We start from the raw sequence: 20,296 nt of genomic DNA on the forward strand, positions 1-20,296 counted from the left end.
GATTTCACCTCATTGACTTGATGATAGGTTGAACATTTCAATCGTTTTTTCTCGCAGTTTATATTTTTGAATTTTGCCTGAGGCCGTCATCGGATAGTCATCCGTAAAAATAACATAACGCGGAATTTTGTGGCGGGCGATTTTCCCTTTGCAATAGGCTTTAAGCTCATCAGGTGAAACGCTTTTACCGTCTTTCAGTTTAATCCAGGCTGCAGCTTCCTCCCCGAATTTGGCGTCAGGCACACCAACGACCTGTACATCTAAAATAGCGGGATGCCGGTATAAAAATTCTTCAATTTCCCGCGGATAAATGTTCTCGCCGCCTCTGATGAGCATATCTTTTAATCTTCCGGTGATGCGGCAGTACCCGTCTTCATCCATGACAGCAAGATCTCCGGTAAACAGCCATCCGTCATGATTGATTGCTTTTCTGGTCGCTTCTTTGTCTTTATAATAGCCTTTCATGACGTGATAGCCGCGGGTGCACAGCTCTCCCTGCATGCCTCTTTGAACTTCTTGACATGTCCCAGGTTCTACAATTTTCACCTCAGTATGTGGCAGGGCGCGGCCGGTTGTTTCGACTCTTCTTATGAAGGAATCATTTGCTCTCGTTTGCGTAATGACTGGCGAGGCTTCGGTTTGTCCATAGGCGATCGTAATGTCTTTCATGCCCATTCTTTCAATCACAGCTTTCATCACTTCACTTGGACAGGGAGAGCCGGCCATGATTCCTGTTCGGAGCGTCGATAGATCATATGCATCAAAATCCGGATGATACAGCTCGGCGATAAACATGGTAGGCACACCATGGAGCGCTGTGCATCTCTCTTTTTCTACCGTTTTAAGGACGGTAACGGGATCAAATTCTTGCACGGGTATCATGGCTGCCCCGACGGATACACATGCCAAAACCCCAAGGACGCATCCAAAGCAGTGAAAAAACGGAACAGGGATGCACATGCGGTCTTGAGAAGTTAAAACCATACATTCAGCGATATTGGCAGCGTTATTAATGACATTAAAATGGGTTAGCATCACGCCTTTTGGAAACCCTGTCGTTCCTGATGTGTATTGCATATTAATCACATCGTCTTTATCCAGGCTGTTCATTCTCTCTTCAAGCTCAGCATCTGTCACTGTTTTCGCCAATATCTCTGTATCGTCCCAATGATACATGCCAGCCAACCGTTTATTGCCAATATAGATCAGCGTTTTTAAAAAGGGATAGCGTTCAGATTTCAGTTGGCCGGGCTTTGCTTCTTGCAGTTCTGGAATTAAACTGTTTACGATGTCTGGATAAGAAGTGCCCCTGTATGAATCCATGATAATAAGCGCGGCGGCATCCGATTGCTTTAACAAGTAGTCTAGCTCGTGTGCTTGATAATTGGTATTGACGGTTACGAGCACGGCTCCGATCTTCGCAGTTGCGAACTGGACGGCAAGCCATTCAGGGATATTAGAAGCCCATATGGCGACGTGGTCTCCTTTTCCAATCCCCATCCGCATAAGGCCTTTAGCGGTTTGACGGCACAGGCTGTCAAATTGAGCGTACGTATAGCGGATATTTCGGTCTGGATACACAACAGCATCTCGATCGGGATACGCATCAGCTGTTTGTTCCAGCAGCCTGCCGATTGTGGAATGGATGAGTTCAGCCATTCATTGTTCCTCCTTTCTTAATGATAGGAAAGCGTTTACATTTTTATTTTAAAAGCTGTCTGGCGATCACGAGACGCTGAATTTCAGATGTGCCTTCACCGATTTCCATTAATTTTGCGTCCCGCAGCATCCGTTCCACCCCATACTCTTTCATATAGCCTGAACCTCCATGGATTTGAATGGCTTGATTGCAAGCTCTTGTCGCCATTTCAGATGCGAATAGCTTGGCGTACGCCGCTTCTTTGGTGAACGGGTGGTTATGGTCTTTCAGCCAGGCGGCTTTTAACACCATTTGCCGTGCCAGATCAATTTCCATCGCCATGTCAGCAAGCTTAAATTGAATCGCTTGAAAGGAAGAAATCGGCTGTCCAAACTGCTTTCGTTCTTTCGCATATGCCAATGATGCATCAAGGGCCGCTTGGGCAATGCCGACTGCAAGAGCAGCGATGGAGATTCGACCTCCGTCCAGCGTATATAGAAACTGTTTAAACCCTTTTGTTGGATCGCCAAGTAAGTTGGCCGCAGGCACTCTTACATCCTCAAGCAAAATTTCCGCTGTATTCGAACCGCGGACGCCCATTTTATCGTACGGGCTCGTAATCGTAAGTCCTGGTGTGTCAGTTGGCACGATTAATGCGGAGATGATGTTTTTTCCGTCTTTGTTTTTGCCTGTTACGGCGGTTACAATAACTGTGCGTGCGTAGCTTGCATTAGTGATCCAGCACTTTTCGCCGTTGATTACATACTCGTCACCATTTGAAATCGCTTTTGTTTGAGTGCCTCCTGCATCTGAGCCGGCATTTGGCTCCGTCAGGCCGAATGATCCGAGTGCTGTGCCTGAAGCCAGCGGCGTCAAATGCGTCTGTTTTTGCTCTTCTGTTCCGAAGTAGTAAAGGGGGCTTGCGCCTAGCGAGACCGCTGCAGCATAGCTTAATCCAGTACTGCCGCAGGCTTTGCCGACTTCTTCAACCGCTAAGGCATATGAAATCGTATCACCGCCAGATCCGCCGTATTCTTCTGGAAATGGAATACCCATCAGGCCGAGTTCACCCATTTTTTCGAATGTTTGCATCGGGAACTCGCCTGTTTGATCTACATGTTCAGCGTGAGGAGCAATTTCTTTTTTCGCAAAATCTTTTACCATTTCACGCACCATTTGTTGTTCTTTTGTCAGCTCAAAATTCACATCGTTTCCTCCTTCACATCTTTGTAACATCCTATTAGGCGAGTTCTATAATCATTCCCTGACAAGAAAAGTCTGAAAATTAAAACTGAATCATTTTTTATGTGATAATTTCAGCGGAATGAGCAAATACATGCAGTAGGCGCATACCATCCATATCGCAAACGCAATAACTTGGCCCTTTGATAAAGCCGGGAGGATGAGGGGATGATTCCAAAGGGAAATCGTATCAATCAATAAACCGACCGCTGATCCCCATATACCTAGCTTGATCACCGCGAACTGTGATTGATCGAGTTTTTGATAGAGAAAGAACACAAGGCATAAAACAAGAGCGGTGTCCGCTCCCAAGAGAAGAAAGTTCGGCAAAAAGGCCTCTTCAGCCGGATCAGTCAACACAGCATCTTCGAACAGCACAAAAAATAATGTGGCACCTAACCAGACTAGAAATGAAAACGAAAAACACGTCCTGTACGTGTTTCTCTTCGTTTTATTTAGTACTAGTTTCTCAGATTCCAATAATGGAAAATGTCCAAACACCGCCTACAGCGGTTTACCATCGTTTCCTGTCTCCAAAATCACTTTTTAAAAAAAGACGACTTAGAAAGCCGTCCTTCTCATTTCTTATTTTGTTGTTCGTTTGGAAGCCTTGCTTTCGTTATGAAGCCGGTCTGCTGAAGTGACATAATACGTATATTTCTTGTTAGGATCTGCCGTGTTATCTAAGAAGGTTTGCTGCTCATGTGTTTTTCTTTGCGTTGCCAGCAATGTTCTCTGCTTTTTCCCTTCGGCTCTGTATATCGCATAATAGGCTGTTTCTTTCGTTTTTTGATTTGATGGGTGATCTTTAATCTGCAGAAGATTGCCGTTTTTGTCTTCGGTGACTTTCGTAAGCTTCGGTTTTTTTGGGGCGGTATTGTCAAGCCAAGGCATTTGCGGAACCAGTGCCGGCTTGCTGTAAAGATCGGTGCTGAACCTGTCTTTGATGCCAAGCGGATTTTTGTTGAGGTCCTTGAGGCTGAAATGCATGCTTCCTTTCACCAGTTCAAGCTGGCGGTTCAAAGTGATTTGCCGCACATATTCCTCAGGATCGGACCAAGGCGGATCAAAATTGTTATTGATTTTATATGCTGCCTGGCCAATATATAAGTGAACAGGCCTATTTTTGACTTCATTGCTCCACCAATCAGCCAGCACGTCGTAAGCCGCTGCGTTAAAGCCGATACTCCAATAAATTTGCGGAGCAATATAATCGATGTCGCCTTCTTGGATCCAATGCCTTGTGTCTGCATATAGATCGTCATAATTTCTGACGCCTGCTTTTGTATTCGATCCGGTCGGGTCATCTGCGGCGTTTCTCCATACTCCAAAGGGACTGATGCCGAATTTGACATACGGTTTTGCAGCTTTAATTGTTTGGTTGATTTGTTTGACAAGCTGGTTCACATTGTCCCGCCGCCAGTCATCGATATTAGAAAAAGCGTTTTTTCCGTATTGTTCATACTGTGCTTGATCAGGAAATTCCTGTCCCGCTATTTTATAAGGGTAAAAATAATCATCCATATGAACAGCATCGATATCATAATGTTTTACGACTTCTTCAATGCCTTTGACGATAAAATCTCTCGCTTCTGGAATGCCTGGATGATAATACAGCTGGTTTCCATAGGCGGCAACCCAATCTGGATGTTTTCTTGCCGGGTGATCCTCAGACAATTTAGTAAGATCTGTATGATTCATTGTAATACGGTAAGGATTAAACCACGCGTGAAATTCCAAATTTCGTTTATGGGTTTCTTCAATCATAAATGCAAGAGGATCATAGCCGGGGTCCTTCCCTTGGACACCGGTTAAGTATTCCGACCAAGGCCCGTAAGCTGACGGATAAAAGGCATCAGCCGTCGGTTTAATCTGAACAATAACGGCATTCATTCCCATTTTCTGCACATCGTCCAGCAGTTTGATATACTCCTGTTTTTGCTCTTTCACAGATAACCCTTTTTTGGACGGCCAATCAATATTTAATACGGAAGCAATCCATACGGCTCTCAGCTCCCTGTCAGACTGCGCATTGGCCATAAACGGAACGGAAATGACAAACGTTCCGATGATCAAGCTGACAAGGAAACGGACAATCGACTTTTGGCAAACCTTCATTCTGTTTCTTCTCCCCCATTACATCACTTTCACTATTCGCTATTACGGTATTCCCGGGCTATAAAAGGGTGATTAACAGAATGTCTATCTCACTAAATAAACGAAAAAAGTCCTAAAGCATGTTGTGAACCGCTTTTAGGACTTTTTATCATTCATCATGGTTTGCAGACTTTTTAACACGTCAATAAGTTTTACGCCGACACCGACAGCCGTTTCAAGGATCGCTTGTGCTCCGGCAATGGCTAAAATAAAGATCAGCGGTATTGCAATACGAGGCAAAAATAGATAGCCAAGTCCGATCAAGATGGCACACCAAACACCGGCACACCAGTAGCAGTTGAGCATGTATCCAAAGTTAGAAGCCGGCACGCTTTTTTCATCTACATGCCCGTTTTGATCAACAATCCTTTTCTTTTTCATAAAAGGTTTTCGGATAAATTCTGTGATTTTGTCGAATACAATCAAATGTGTCAGCCTGTAACTGGCTAGAATCAGCATGATAAACGTAAGAAAAGATAGATGATCCATGACAAGCCTCCAAGAAAAAGGATGATGTTATCATTCCCTAGTGTCATCGATCCATTCTTTGATACAAAAAGAAGCGGACAGAAGATGCCTCTGTCCGCGAATCCGCTCTATTGTTTGTGCGGGATTGCTTTATTTGAAGTGATCTTTTCTAAAATGTCGAGGATGATGTCAGCATTCTTTTCAGCATATGTTCCTTCCAGCATGTCTTTATGAGCGCCAAAACCCGTGTACTCACTATAGTTTCCGCAGGCGCCTTCCCATTTCGTTAAGCCTGTATTCTTGCTGGTTTCGGGATGGATTCCAGCTTCGATGAAATGAATGCTTGCTTTGATGTGCCCTTCATTCAGCAATTGTGCCCAATATTCCTGATAGTTTCTTTTTTTCTTCATCACCTTTTCTCTGACTGCTTCAGGCAGATATGCTGCAGATTCGTCATTACCGGTATCGATAGGCAAAGGCTGTTCTTTTAGATAAGCGTCCACGATAATGAAGTCGCTGACTTCTAATCCTTTGCGCTCCATAGCCTGTGCCACTTCAAAAGCCAGGTTTCCGCCTGCAGAGTAGCCTAATAAAACGTATGGGCCCTCAGGCTGTATGTCCGTCATGCAATTAACATATTGTTCAATGCGGGTGTCTTGTTCAATAAAGTGAAACCCGTATACGGCTGCCTTCTCATTCAGCAATAAAGCAAGGTCTTTAAAATAAATGCCAAATCCCGATATCGGCGGGAAGCAGAAAAGATTTTGCGCGCCGTGCTGGTTCAGTTTGATCACATGCTGTTCATTTGCTGCTGTCAGCTGTTTAGAATAAAGTTTTTCGGCAAGCTGAGCGATTGTCGGATGTTCGAACAAGAAATCAATCGGTATGTCAATGTTCTGCTGATGTTTTAGTGTATGTATGACTTGCAGTGCTTTTAGTGAATGTCCGCCAATAGCAAAGAAGTCATCATCAATACTGATTGTGTTAACACCGAGGACTTGCTTCCAAATGTTCGCCAATTCTTCTTCAACCAAGTTTCTTGGCAATATGATGTTCTGTCGTTTGGCAGGCTTATTTTCTGGAATAGGCAGCGCGCTGCGGTCTATTTTTCCGTTTCCGGTAAGCGGCATCCGCTCCACACGCACCCAGTGCTGCGGGATCATATAGTCTGGAAGCACACGCGCCAAATCGGCGCGAAAATCCGTATCTGTTTTTTTGTGATCACCGACGTAATGAGTGTACAGCTGCGCCTCTCCATCTTTTTCTCTCAATGTCACTGCTGCTTCTTGAACGCCTTCCATTTCTAACAGGCGCGCTTCTATTTCGGCAGGCTCAATTCGTTTTCCGCGGATTTTCATTTGCCTGTCAATTCTGCTGATGTATTCTAAGTTTCCATCAGGCAGCCAGCGCGCCAAATCACCGGTACGGTATATTCTTTCTCCAGGCAAGAAAGGATGAGGAGAAAAAACAGTATTTGTCAGGTCATCTCTGTTCAAATAGCCTTTAGCGACCCCATCACCGCCAACACAAAGCTCGCCGGGAACGCCTATTGGCAAAAGACGTCCTTTTGTATCTAAGATGTAAGCGGTGCTATTGCTGATTGGTTTTCCAATCGGAATCGGCCCCGCATAGTCTCTCTTTATTTCAAAAAAGGTTGAAAAAGTCGTGTTTTCCGTAGGCCCGTAAATATTATGAAGCGCGAGATCTGGACAGGCGTGTCTGACAGCATTCATCAGAGCAGGAGAGAGTGCTTCTCCTCCGACATATAACGTATAGAGTCCGCGAAACATGTCAGCTCGTACCTGTGCCAGCTGATTAAAAAGAGCTGTCGTTAAAAATAGCACTGTAATGTCATTTTCAAGCAAATACGCTCCAAACTGATCAGGTGTCAGCATTGTCGATTTATCAATGATATGAAGGCTTGCGCCATTTAAAAGTGCCCCGAACATTTCAAAGGTGACGGCGTCAAAGCTGATAGATCCAGTCATAATAAACCGGTCATCACCGGACGCAGACGTGTAATTGCTGTTTCTGACAAGGGACACGACATTGCGATTCGTGATCATGACCCCTTTCGGCCGGCCTGTTGATCCTGAGGTATACATGATGTACGCAAGATCATCCGGGCTGGAGCTGATATTAATAGGGATATCGTTCTCTTCCATCAATCCCTGCGCATCTGAAATGATACATGTTCCTGAGAACGCAGCGTTTTGCTCCAATCCCTTTTGAACAATCAGCATTTTTGCCTGCGTTTCCTCAAGCATAAAGCTGACTCGTTCAGGCGGAAGCTCCGCATCAAGCGGGAGGTATGCTCCCCCTGCTTTTAATACGGCAAGCACACTGATCATGAATTCGGGAGAATGTGCAGCCAATATTCCGGCTGTCTCGTTTTTCCGAAATCCCTTTTGAATTAACTCTCTGGCGAGCGCATTAGAGCGTTTATCAAGCTCTTTATACGAAATAGACATATTGCCATACACAAGTGCGGTATGGTCTGGCGTCTTTTCTGCTTGTTCGCGAAATAAATCAATAATTGTATGATTCTTTGGATACTCCGTTTTTGTATTGTTGAACTGTGTGACAATCTGCTCTTTTTCTGTTGCATCAAGAAAAGAAAAATCAGCAATTGGCATATGAGGGTGCTGTGCAGCTGTGCTAAGCGCTTGCGTAAATTGCCTCTTGATACAGCTGATCCAGGCAGCATCGTAAACGAATGCATTATAGCTGAACTTGATGACAAGCTCTTCGCCGGGAGCAACGACAAGATTAAAGTTATATCCTGATTGCTCGGATACTTGAACTTGATCGATTTGCAGCGGTGAATCGGTTTGATCAGCGGAATCGGCGATTTTCTGCTGTAACGGATAGTTTTCAAAGACGATAATGTGATCAATCAGTTCCTGTTTTAATGCGGTGTTTGCCTGAATATCAAATAAAGGCTGGCAGGTAAACGGCTCAGCTTCCAGCATTTCTTTCTGGCAGCGTATGAGCAGTTCGTGAAACGTTTCGTCTTGATGTGTTTTAATTCGAATCGGTATGGTATTGATAAACAATCCTATCATTTGCTCCACGCCCGGGATTTCTGACGGTCTTCCTGATACAACTGCGCCAAACACAACGTCGTCTGTGCGGTTATATTGCTGCAGCATTACACCCCAGACCGCCTGAATAAGGGTAGCGAGCGTGACGCCGTGTTGTTTTGCAGTCTCTTTCAGCTTGTCTGTCAGTGGTTTATTTAATGAAAATATCAAATCTTCACGGTGATAACCTTCTTTTGTTGCTTTATCAGACACACGAGGCAGAGGTGATGGAGTACTGTAGTTTTTTAAATAGGTATCCCAGTAGGCCGCTGCTTTTTCTTTGTCTCGGTTTGTCAGCCAGGAAATATAGGTGCTGTACGGACGGACAGGGTCTAATGAAAGCGGTTTTCCTGCATGAATCGATTGATAAATTTGCATAAATTCCTGCATAACAATACCTAGGCACCATCCGTCCATTAAAATGTGATGGTGACTCCAAAGACAGACATGCTCATCTTCAGCTGTTTTGAATAGAGAAATCCGCATCAGCATGTCTTTTTGCAGATCAAAGCCTTTTTGCTTGTCCTTCTCTTTAAAGCGTTCAATATACTCATTCTGATCATTTGTTGGCAGATGGGAAATGTCTTCGCTGCACAAATGGAATTCACGTTCTGTCATCACGACTTGCCGAGGTCCCGACAAATGCGGGACGTGCGGCAAAAACACGGTTCTGAAAATATCATGGCGGTCGATAATGGCTTGAATGCTGCGCTGAAACCATTTATAGCTGAGGCTTCCTTTAATGGTGAAGAGCGACTGCTCAACGTATGCCCCCTCCTCTTTACGGAGGAAGGAATGAAAGAGCATTCCCTCCTGCATGTGACTCAGAGGATAAATGTTCTTGATTTTTTTAATGGTATCCATAGTGTCTGCACCTTTCTTCACGGTTTCATTAGTGAAAACTGAGCATATCAGCAATCTCTTGCAGGGCATCCTCGGTCAGTTCTTGATCATCATAATCGCTGATCGTTTTTTCTGTTTCGCTTTTGTTCTGGCAGTGTTCGATCAGCTGTAATAAAAATTGACGGCATGTTTCGCTAAGCTGTTCGATGGTTTTGTGCTGAAAACGGGTAGTGTCATAAGTCATATTGACAGTCATTTTCCCTTCTGCAGCGATTGCACTGATATCCAGCGGCTGTTCACGGTTCCATGTTGTGCTGATATCACCCCCGGCACCCAGCGGAGAGAATGAGAAGGCGTCCTCCTCAGGTACTTCAGCTGTGCGGCCGCTTTCAAATTGACCAAGATAATTAAAGCTGATTTCTGGTGCACCTGTGAAATTGATGTCTTTTTTGCCAGGCGGAGTCAAATATTTGATGACACCGTAGCCGAATCCTTTGTCAGGTACACGTCTCAGTGTATCTTTTGTTGTTTTTAGCACATGAACCATGCTTTCTTCCGAATCTGGCAAGTCTGCGTTCAGTTTAATCAATAACGGATAAATGGCGGTAAACCATCCAATCGTCCGGCTCACATCTATTCCTTTTAATACATCCTCTCGCCCGTGGCCCTCTAATGATAGTTTGAAGGCGGATTGATTGGTCCAATGGCGCAGCGCAAGAATGACAGAAGCGAGCAGCATGTCCTGCGTATCAGTGTTATATGCGCTGTTGGCATCTTTTAAGAGTGCTGCTGTCTCTTTCTCGTTTAAGGTAAACGAAATCGTGGACCGTTGTCCCTCGTGTGCTCTAGTTCCATCAATGTGATCAAAAGGCAATGCCTCTGTTTGATACTCTTCGGCCTCGCGCCAATACTTGAGCTGTTTCATGAGCTGCTGGCTTTCAGCGTAGTCAGAGAGCTTTTTCGTGTACGCTTTAAATGAGCTTGTTTTAGGAGGCAGCTGAATCTCTTTCCCGCCGCCTGCAGCTTGGCGATACCCTAAAGCCAAATCTTCAAGCAGAACCCGCCATGAGATGCCGTCAACGACGAGGTGATGAGCCGATAAAAATAAGAAATCACCGTCAATTGTGTGGAAAAGACCGGCTTGCAGCAGCGGACCATTCTTCAAATCCATTTTCTGCTGAATATCAAGTACATGGCGTTTGATAATAGGCTCATACGCTCTATTTCCATCAGTGCATAAATCAATCATCTGAAGGCCGTACAACGCGTCGTCCGAATGACTGAGCGGCCGATTATATTGATCCCACTTTCCTTGTTCATTCTGTGTAAACACCATTCGCAGCGCATCATGATGACACGTTATTGCTTTTAACGTTTTTCGCAGTGCGTCTTCTTGTACAGAGGTGCTTCGATGCAGCATTACGGACTGATTAAAATGGTGTTTTTCTTTTATATCTTGAGAAAGAAACCATTTTTGAACAGGCGACCATTGTACGTCTCCCTCAACCGCAGCTTGGCTGGAACTTGTATCTGAATCACGGATATAAGCTGCCAATTCTTGAATGGTCGGATGGCTAAACAAATCTTTCACTGCCATTTGCTTGCCTATCCGGTGAAGCCGCGCAGATACCTGTAACGCTTTGATTGAATCTCCGCCAAGGTCAAAGAACGAATCAGCTGTTCCGATCTTTTCTGCCCCCAGTACTTCTTTCCATATATCTGCCAGTATTTGTTCCATTTTGCTGGCTGGCGGGAGGAATGGACGTTCACCTTCGTGGTTGTAAACAGGTTTTGGAAGTGCTCCGCGATCCAGCTTGCCGTTTGGTGACAATGGAAGTGAGTCCAGTTTTTCAATAAACGCAGGGTGCATAAACACCGGCAGCTTGTTTTGTAATTCTGAGCGTACAGCATTTGTGCTCAACTCTGGTTTTGTCACCACATAAGCGCTTAATTCGGTTTGTCCTGACGCTGTTACATGAGCAACTACTGCGGCGTCTTTTACACCCTTTATACACCGGATGACCGATTCAATTTCTTTCGTTTCTACACGGTATCCTCTGATTTTGACTTGATCATCGATTCTTCCGAGATATTCGAGTGTACCGTCGGCCATCCATCTGGCGGCGTCTCCTGTTCGGTACATTCGTGCTTCGGGTTTAAATGGATTCTGCGTGAATGCTCTCTCTGTCAGTTCTGGAAGATTAACGTACCCTCTTGCAAGCCCTGTTCCTGCTATACAAAGCTCTCCCGCAACACCGATTGGCTGAAGCTGATGATTGCTATTTAAAATCAGCACTTGAGTTCCGTCAATCGGCTGGCCGATGCTTACGTATGCCTGCTTTTCCATATGTCTCATGACGGTAGTCGCCACGCTGTTTTCTGTCGGTCCATATTCGTTGGCGAGTTCGGTATGCGGACATATAGCTAAGCTGCGGGCGATCAATTCGCGGTCAGCCGCTTCTCCCGCCAGTGTGACGACTCTAAGCGTCTTTACATCTTCCGGCTGCACTACGTCCAAAAGCGCTCGATATAAAACAGGCACAATAATCATATGTGTAATCCGTTGACGAGACAGCTGATGCTTAATGGCCAGAATATCCTTCGCTTCCTCTTCATGAAGCAAAACGGCTTTTGCACCTGACAAAAGTGGTGTAAACATACTAGTTATAAAGCCGTCAAATGAGAAAGAAAAGAGCTGCAGAATGGTATCTGTCTCGTTGAATGCATAAGCGTTTCGCCGCCACTGAAGAGTGTTAGCAATCCCTTTATGCTCGACCATTACCCCTTTTGGACGGCCCGTCGTTCCAGAGGTATAAATGATATAAGCCAAATGATGGGCAGACGACATTTGCGGCAGCGGCGATTTGTCGTCTGCCTCTACGCTTTCTATCGTCAAGATCTCTCCTTCAAAGTCAGCAAGTACTCCCCGATCCGCTTCATTTATTGTCATCAGCAGTTTCGTTCCGCTGTCGCTAAGGATATAGCGTTTGCGTTCTGTCGGGTATTCAGGATCAATGGGAACGTAACAGCCGCCTGCTTTCCACACACCAAGTATGGCTGCTATCATACTGAACGAACGATGCATCATGATGCCTACTGGTGTGTCCGGCTTAACACCTCTGTTGCGCAATGCACGTGCGATTCCATTGGACCACTCGTCCAACTCTTGATACGTCAGTGTTTTGTCTCCGCTGACAAGTGCAGAAGCTTTTGGTGTTCGTGCAGCTTGCTGCTCAAACAATTGACTGATTGTTTGAACTCCGTATTGATTCGCTTGCCCGGTGTTAAACTCATTAAGCAGCTGGTGCCGCTCTTCTTGGGTCAGGATGTCGATATGGTTGAGTGTCACCTCCGGGTTTTTACCAATGATGCTAAGTACATTTGTTAAATGCGATGCCCAGCGTTCAATGGTGGTTTTCTCGAACAATGCGGTTGAATATTCAAAAAGGAAATGAATGTTTCCGTCGCCCTCAGATGCCTGTAGTGTCAAATCGAATTTAGAAACGAGATGAGAAACTTGTGCCGGCTTCATTTGCAAATCATGAAGATGCAATCGCTCGTAATCATTATTTTGAACAACTAACATCGCATCAAACACTGGATTCCGGCTCATATCCCGTGTCAATTCAAGCTTATCGACAAGTTCTTCGAACGGGTAATCCTGGTGCTCAAAGGCTTCCAATGCTGTCTCGCGCACTTCCTGCAAGTACTGTACAAACGGCTTCCCGCCCTCCGGGCGCGTCCGAAGCGCCAGCGTGTTCACAAACATGCCGAGTATCGTCTCAAGATCCTTGTGCGGCCGGCCGGCGATTGGCGAGCCGACGATGATATCCTCCTGTCCGCTTAAGCGTGACAAGAACGCGGTGTAAGCCGCAAGGAGCACCATGTACAGTGTGCTTCCGTTTTCTCGTGCCAGCTTGTGAAGGCCTGATGCAACCTCTTGATCCAGCGTAAATGAGACCTTGTCACCAGCGAAGCTTCGCACCGGCGGGCGGGCATGATCAGCGGGGAGATCCAACACAGGCAGCTCGCCCTCGAGCTGCTTCAGCCAGTACGCCTCTTGCGTTTTGTACGCGTCTCCAGTTTTAAATTCTTCTTGCCATACGGCATAATCTTTATATTGAATGCGCAGCGCCGGAAGCTTCCGATTATTGTACAGCTCGCCGAATTCCCGAATCAGAATGTTGACGGAAACACCGTCTGAAATGATGTGATGCATATCAACCAGCAACAGGTGCCGCTCATCTGATACCTTTACGATTTGGGCACGGAACAGCGGCGCTTGGCTGAGATCAAACGGTTTGATAAATGCGGCTGCGGCCTCCTGTTCGGTTCGTGCGCCGAGAACTGTAGTCTGTAACGTAAACGGCACCTCGTCATGGATGCGCTGAACCGGATCGCCTCCTGCGTCCTGTTCGAAGGAGGTCCGAAGCGACTCGTGGCGCTTGATCAGCTCTTTGAAAGCTCTGTCCATCCTTTCAGGGTTGAGCTTCCCTTCGAGCTCTAATACAGCCGGCATATTGTAGCCTGTCCCTCCGTCCTCCAGCTGCTGAAGGACATAAATCCGCTTTTGGGCAGAGGAAACCGGATACGTTTCCTGCTTTTCAGCCGGTTTTATCGCTTTATATGGACTGTCCGTTCCTTCATGGATAACGGCCGCCAGCCCTTCTACTGTCGGATGGGCAAATACATCTTTTAGCGGCACCTGTACATCGAATTCTTTGGCGATCCGTGAGACAAGCGCCGTTGCTTTTAAGGAATGTCCCCCGCGGTCAAAAAAGTTGTCGTGAATCCCGACAGGGCCATTTTTCAGCACGTCCTCCCACAGCTGAGAAAGCTTCATCTCAGTCACGTTTCTCGGCGCCGTGTAGGTCTCCGCATCTGCCGCTCCGCCAGGAGCTGGCAGGGCGTTTCGGTCAAGCTTTCCGCTTGGTGTAACCGGCCACTGTTCCATCTCTATCATATAGGCTGGGATCATGTAGCCCGGCAACAGTCTTTCAAGCTGTGCCCGCACTTCGTTTCTCCGGAGCCCTTCTATATAAGCGCATAATTCCGGCTCCCCGCTGTCTGTCCGTACGGTAACGGCCGCCTCCCTTACACCTTCTATGCTTATTAGTGCCGCTTCAATTTCTCCCGGCTCAATCCGGTAGCCGCGGATTTTCACCTGATCATCCGTGCGCCCGAGGAATTCAACATTCCCGTCAGGGAGCCAGCGCGCCACATCCCCGGTTTTGTACATGCGTTCCCCCGGGTAAAACGGGTCTTCAAGAAAACGCTCCTCCGTTAATGCCGGCCGATTCAAATAACCTCTGGCAACACCCGCTCCGGCAATGTACAGTTCGCCGATACATCCAGCAGGCAGCATCCGCTGATTCTGATTCAGGATATATAATCTGACATGATGAACAGGTTTTCCAATTGGGATCCGTTCAAGTTTTTCATGCGGCGGACAATCAAAGAATGCAGCTTCTACGGTTGCTTCCGTTGGCCCATAGGAATTGGTTATTGAAACATTTGGAAGCAACTCGTAAAATCGGGAGACAAGATGGGTCCCCAGCTGTTCTCCCCCAGAAAACACTCGCTTGAGTCTGTTTGTCTTAATCGGTACAGAGCGATATTTTATATGTTCTAAAAATGCATGGAGCATTGAAGGCACAAAATGCATAGCTGTGATCTTTTGTTCTTCTATGGCCTTCGCGATCACTTCAGGTTCTTTTTCGCCTCCCTGAGGAAGCAGATAAACAGAAGCTCCGGCATAAGGCCACCAAAACAGCTCCCATATTGAAGCATCGAATGAATATGATGTTTTGTGCATAATCATATCTGAATGCTTTAGCTGATAGCGGGACTGTAGGGAATTCAAAAAATTCACCGCTGATCGATGTTCAATTTCAACACCCTTAGGCATCCCGGTAGAGCCGGATGTATAGATGACATAGGCTAAAGATTGCGGGAGAACATCCACATTCGGATTGGACAAACGATGTGCCAGTCCGCTATTTGTCTGATTGAGATAGACAATCTCTCCTGTAAATGCCGGAATATGAAGGCTGGCAGACTGAAGCAGGAGAATGTTTGTACCGCTGTCCTCCAGCAGAAAGCTGATTCGTTCTTCCGGATAATCCGGGTCGATGGGCAGATAAGCGCCGCCAGCTTTAAGAATGCCATAAATGCCAAGCAGCATTTCAGGTGAACGCTTTCCTATAATGGCAACAGTCGTTTCGGGTTTTACCCCCCGTCCAATTAGCTCCCAGGCGATACGGTTAGCCTGTTCGTTCAATTCTTTATAGGTCATCACTCCATCTTCGAAGATAACGGCCGCCTGATCAGGCGTTTTTGCTGCCTGCTGTTCGAGTGCATAGTGGAGCGTTTGATTCATTGAATAGCCCGTCTCCTCAAACGGCTGGCATGATTCAATGAAATCTCTCTCTTCTTCTTTTGTTAAGATTGGAATATCGTCCAATTCTGTTTCAGGGCTGGCAGCTGTATGTTCCACAAGCGTGGTGAAAAGGCTGGCCCACCTTTGGATGGTTTCTTTCTCAAACAAAGCTGTACTGTATTCAAACTGACAGAAAAGCTCGGAATCATGCTCTGTAACGTATAGGGAAATATCAAATTTTGATATTGGGTGCTCCAAGTCGTTCCACTGAAGCTGTACATCATTCATTTTTAGCTTTTGCTGTTCCATATTCTGAAGGACTAGCGTTGTGTCAAACAAAGGATTCCGGCTCATTTCCCGCTGCACACCGAGTTTGTCCACAAGCTCTTCAAACGGGTAATCCTGATGCTCATACGCTTCTAATGCCGTCTGTCTGACTTCTTTCAGAAATTCCTCAAATGTCTTATTACCCGCTGGGCGTGTGCGGAGAGCCAGTGTATTGACGAACATCCCAAGAACAGCTTCAAGGTCGGCATGGGGCCGTCCGGCGATTGGTGAACCAATCACGATATCATCCTGACCGCTTAACCGAGACAAAAAGGCTGAATACAAAGCGAGAAGCGTCATATAAAGCGTGCTTCTGTTTTTATGGGCGAGCCGCTTTATGCGGGCCGTGATCTCTTTGTCCAATTGAAAGGTTACTTTTCCGCCTATGAATTGCCGTTCTGCCGGACGTCGTTTATCTGTTGGAAGCTCCAGTATAGGAAGATCCCCGCTAAACTGCTGCTGCCAGTAAGTCTCCTGCTTTTGGTACGAGTCTCCCTTTTTAAATTTCTGCTGCCATACGGCGTAATCTTTATATTGGATCCGCAATGGCTTAAGCTGCCGGTTTGCATAAAGATCGGTAAATTCTCGGATTAGGAGCTGAACGGATACGCCATCTGAAATGATATGGTGCATATCCACCAGCAATACATGCTTCTCGTTTGACACTTCTATAAGGCCTGCTCTAAATAATGGCGCCTGGCTGAGATCAAAGGGACGGACAAATCCCTCGATAGTGGTCTCTTTACTTAACGTAAACGGCACTTCGGTGTGGATACGCTGAACCGGCTCGTCATCAGCTCCGGATACAAAGGAAGTTCGAAGCGGCTCATGCCGACTGATCAGTTCTTTACATACAGTAGACAGTTTGGCGACATCCAGTGCACCTTCCAGTTCTAAGACCGCAGGCATGTTATAGGCGACACCCTCATCAAGCTGTTGAAGCACATAGATTCGTTTTTGGGCCGAAGATACAGGATATGTATCCCTTTTTTCTGCTGGTTCAATTGCTGCATACAGATTTTGTTCTGCCTCTCGAATAATTAAAGCTAATCCTTCAACAGTCGGATGAGCAAAGATGTCCTTAAGTGAAACTTGCACATGGAATTCCTTTGCGATCCGTGACATAAGCACTGTTGCTTTTAACGAGTGACCGCCATTGTCAAAAAAGTTGTCTTGGATGCCTATATGCCCATTCTTTAGCACATCTTCAAATAGTTGCGAAAGCTTTGCCTCTAACAGATTTCGAGGGGCAGTATATGGGTTTCCGCTGATTGAAGCATCTGGCTCCGGAAGTGCTGCGCGATCTACTTTTCCGTTTGGGGTAAGAGGTATGCTGTCAACCCATATCCATTTCGCCGGAATCATGTATTCTGGGAGCTCACTAGCCATATAACTGCGTAAATCTATTGCATTCAGCTTTTGTACACTGCAATAGTAAGCGCATAATTCATGTTCACCGTTTTGATCTTGCCAGATGAGAATGGCAGCCTCACTAATGTCCGGATGATTCATTAGCGTGACTTCGATTTCTTGCGGCTCAATTCGATAACCTCTGATTTTCACTTGATTGTCTGCCCGTCCGATATATTCGATGTTGCCGTCTTCAAGCCGTCTGGCCAAATCACCTGTCCGGTACATGATCATATCAGGCTTGAATGGATCGGATGAAAATTTGTCGCTTGTCAGTTTATCGTGATTGACATATCCTCTGGCAACACTTGCGCCGGAAATATAGAGTTCGCCTGGTACGCCGCATGGCTGAAGCTGTTTTTGATGATTCAAAATATATAGATCAGTACAGCCTATCGGTTTACCGATTGGCGGAAGCTCAGGAATAGGGTCTCCGGGATGAATGGTATACGTAGATACCACATGAGTTTCTGAAGGTCCGTAATGATTGTGCAGGTGTATGCCGCGTTCACGCAACACATCTTGGAAAAGGTCTGAAATCATTAATTGTTCCCCGGCTGCGATCAGGTGTTTGACGCCATCAGGAAACGAGTTCGCAAGTTCTCGCTCGCTGAAAATCATTTTGATAAAAGCAGTTGGGAGAAACACAATATTCGTCTGATGCTTGTTTATAAATGCAAACAGCTGAGGCACATCTCTTTTTATGGCTTCTGGCACGATGTGGAGTGTGCCGCCTTTCAGAAGCGCAGAAAATATTTCTTGATAGCAGACGTCGAAGGAAGGTGTCGCAAATTGCAGAACATCTGCTTCAAAGTCAATGCCGGAGTGAGTATATTCGAACTTCAGCAAGTTAGCCATGTTTCGATGCTCAAATTGAACACCCTTTGGTTTACCTGTTGTGCCTGATGTATAAATCATATACAGCAGATCGTCAGCATTGTTGACTGACTTTATGTTACTGCCGTCTACTTTGCTTTCGATATCTTTTGGATGAGTGATAATGTAATTGTCTTCTAACGATGAGGAAAGATGCGCTTGTGAAACAACATGCGAACAGCCGCAATCATGCAGGATATAACGGATTCTGTCAGCCGGGTAATGCGGATCAACCGGAACAATGGCGCCGCCTGCCTTTAAGATTCCAAGAACGCCGGTGATAAACGCCGCAGAGCGATCCATCATAATCGCAACGGGTTCCTGTCTCGCAACGCCTTTCATTCGTAAATGCCGTGCCAATCTGTTAGCCGCTTTATTCAGTTCTCTGTATGTTAATGAGCAGGCTTGATCAATTACAGCATGAGCATCTGGTGTCTTTTCCGCTTGCTTTTCAAACATGGCATGGATGGTTTCGTAAACTGGTGTTCGATCTGTGATTTCTCCAATCAGCTGCCGCTTTTCAGTATCTGTCGTGATATCGATTTCTTCAGGTGGAAGATTCGGATTATTTAAGATTTGTGATACAGCATTCAGAAGATGCTCTTTGACAGAAAGCACAAAAGACCGATCGTGCCGCTCCGCATCATAGTTCATTTTGATATGAATTTCTTCCCCTGGCGCCACCATAAGATAAAAGCTGTAGTTGGTTTCATCTGCGACAGTGAAATTATGAATCTGAAAAAGATCAGAAGCATGTTCCTGTTTGTTCAGCATTTGAATCTCTTGCTGCACCGGATAGTTTTCAAATACGAGAATATGATCAATCAGCCCTTGCTTAACAGCTGAGCGGGATTGAATCTCATATAAAGGGTGGTAGCTGTACGCTTCAGCGGCAAGACGGTCTTTTTGCATATCTTTTATAAGTTGAAGAAATGGCGTTTTTGCCCCTTGCACTCGAACCGGCATCGTATTAATGAAAAGACCTACCATATGTTCAATGCCTTCGATTTCCGCAGGCCTTCCTGAAATGACAGAACCGAATACGGCGTCATCGTTATTATTATATTTTTGTAGCAGAATGCCCCAAATGGTATGGAAAATCGTACTGAGTGTCACTTCTTCTCTAGCAGCAAGCTCTGAAAGCCTGCTGCTTTCTTCCTTAGAGAATGAAAATGTAACGTGTTCCTGCCTGCTTTTTCCCTTTGTTTTTTTCTGCTTAGGGAGCACGGTTTGCTGTTCGTGGCCGGAAAGATAATGGTCCCAATAAGAAACCGCCTGCTCTTTGTCTTGCTCCATCAGCCATTTGATATACTTTCCGTATGGCTGGACCGGCTCCAATGTTATTGGGGATGCATTTACATAAGATGCGTAAATATGCAGAAACTCCTTTAGCACAATGCTGAGGCACCAACCGTCCATCATGATATGATGAAAGGTCCAAATGCAAGAGTACTGGCTCTCTCCTGTTTGAATCAGAGCGATGCGCATGAGCACATCCTTTTGCAAATGAAACCCCCGGTCCCGGTCCTTTTCTTTCCATTGCTCGATAAACTGTGATTGCTCCGCCTCGTTTAAATGAGTAATGTCTTCTTCCAGTACGATGACATTTCGTTCTCTCAGAACAACCTGCTGGGGGGAGGAAACATTTTGGCTGATAAAAATCGTTCTGAAAATATCATGTCTTTCTACAAGAGCGTTGATGCTGTTTTGAAAAAACTGCGGGTTGACTTTTCCTTCTATTGTAAAAGAAGCTTGCTCAACATACGCCTGTGAATCTTTTTGCAGGAGGGAATGGAAAAGCATCCCTTCCTGCATGTAAGACAGCGGATAAATATCCTGAATTGAATTCGCTTTTGTCATGTTCATGTCTCC

7 protein-coding genes and 1 pseudogene are annotated in these 20,296 nt (G+C 45.8%); all 8 read right to left on the minus strand.

Going from position 1 to position 20,296, the window contains the following annotated elements; translation table 11 throughout:
• Positions 1 to 9: 9 nt before the first annotated feature.
• On the minus strand, positions 10 to 1,659 hold the full coding sequence (locus MKX38_RS09710) for an AMP-binding protein (RefSeq protein ID WP_338381955.1): 1,650 nt from the start codon (positions 1,657 to 1,659) through the stop codon (positions 10 to 12).
• Positions 1,660 to 1,702: 43 nt separating this feature from the next.
• Positions 1,703 to 2,845 carry an acyl-CoA dehydrogenase gene (locus tag MKX38_RS09715; protein ID WP_014479960.1) on the minus strand — a complete coding sequence of 381 codons (1,143 nt, stop codon included), beginning with the start codon at positions 2,843 to 2,845 and terminating at the stop codon, positions 1,703 to 1,705.
• A gap of 90 nt (positions 2,846 to 2,935) precedes the next feature.
• Positions 2,936 to 3,241 carry a DUF5367 family protein gene (locus MKX38_RS09720; RefSeq protein ID WP_014479961.1) on the minus strand — a complete coding sequence of 102 codons (306 nt, stop codon included), beginning with the start codon at positions 3,239 to 3,241 and terminating at the stop codon, positions 2,936 to 2,938.
• Positions 3,231 to 3,382, minus strand: a pseudogene (locus MKX38_RS09725) (hypothetical protein). Before MKX38_RS09725 ends, MKX38_RS09720 begins: the two are co-directional and overlap by 11 nt.
• A gap of 84 nt (positions 3,383 to 3,466) precedes the next feature.
• Positions 3,467 to 4,999, minus strand: coding sequence for a glycoside hydrolase family 10 protein (locus MKX38_RS09730; RefSeq protein WP_339189300.1), 1,533 nt, complete (start codon positions 4,997 to 4,999; stop codon positions 3,467 to 3,469).
• Between the two features lie 135 nt (positions 5,000 to 5,134).
• Positions 5,135 to 5,527, minus strand: a complete 393-nt coding sequence (locus tag MKX38_RS09735; RefSeq protein WP_014476970.1) for a DUF1360 domain-containing protein — start codon at positions 5,525 to 5,527, stop codon at positions 5,135 to 5,137.
• A 107-nt stretch (positions 5,528 to 5,634) separates the two neighbouring features.
• The gene (gene ppsE, locus MKX38_RS09740) at positions 5,635 to 9,474 is read right to left on the minus strand and encodes a plipastatin non-ribosomal peptide synthetase PpsE (RefSeq protein ID WP_339189412.1); all 3,840 of its coding nucleotides are present in this window, start codon (positions 9,472 to 9,474) and stop codon (positions 5,635 to 5,637) included.
• Positions 9,475 to 9,481: 7 nt separating this feature from the next.
• Positions 9,482 to 20,284: a plipastatin non-ribosomal peptide synthetase PpsD gene (gene ppsD / locus MKX38_RS09745; RefSeq protein ID WP_339189302.1), complete on the minus strand. Its 10,803-nt coding sequence runs from the start codon at positions 20,282 to 20,284 to the stop codon at positions 9,482 to 9,484.
• Positions 20,285 to 20,296: the final 12 nt, after the last annotated feature.

Origin of the sequence: Bacillus sp. FSL M8-0025, assembly GCF_037975475.1 — a bacterium.
In the GTDB taxonomy this organism is placed as follows: Bacteria; Bacillota; Bacilli; order Bacillales; family Bacillaceae; genus Bacillus; species Bacillus subtilis.

Excerpts from the sequence above, each read along its gene's own strand:
- MKX38_RS09730 (WP_339189300.1), bottom strand. The coding sequence starts at position 4,999 with ATGAAGGTTTGCCAAAAGTCGATTGTCCGTTTCCTTGTCAGCTTGATC.
- MKX38_RS09710 (WP_338381955.1), bottom strand. The coding sequence starts at position 1,659 with ATGGCTGAACTCATCCATTCCACAATCGGCAGGCTGCTGGAACAAACA.
- ppsD (WP_339189302.1), bottom strand. The coding sequence starts at position 20,284 with ATGACAAAAGCGAATTCAATTCAGGATATTTATCCGCTGTCTTACATG.
- MKX38_RS09735 (WP_014476970.1), bottom strand. The coding sequence starts at position 5,527 with ATGGATCATCTATCTTTTCTTACGTTTATCATGCTGATTCTAGCCAGT.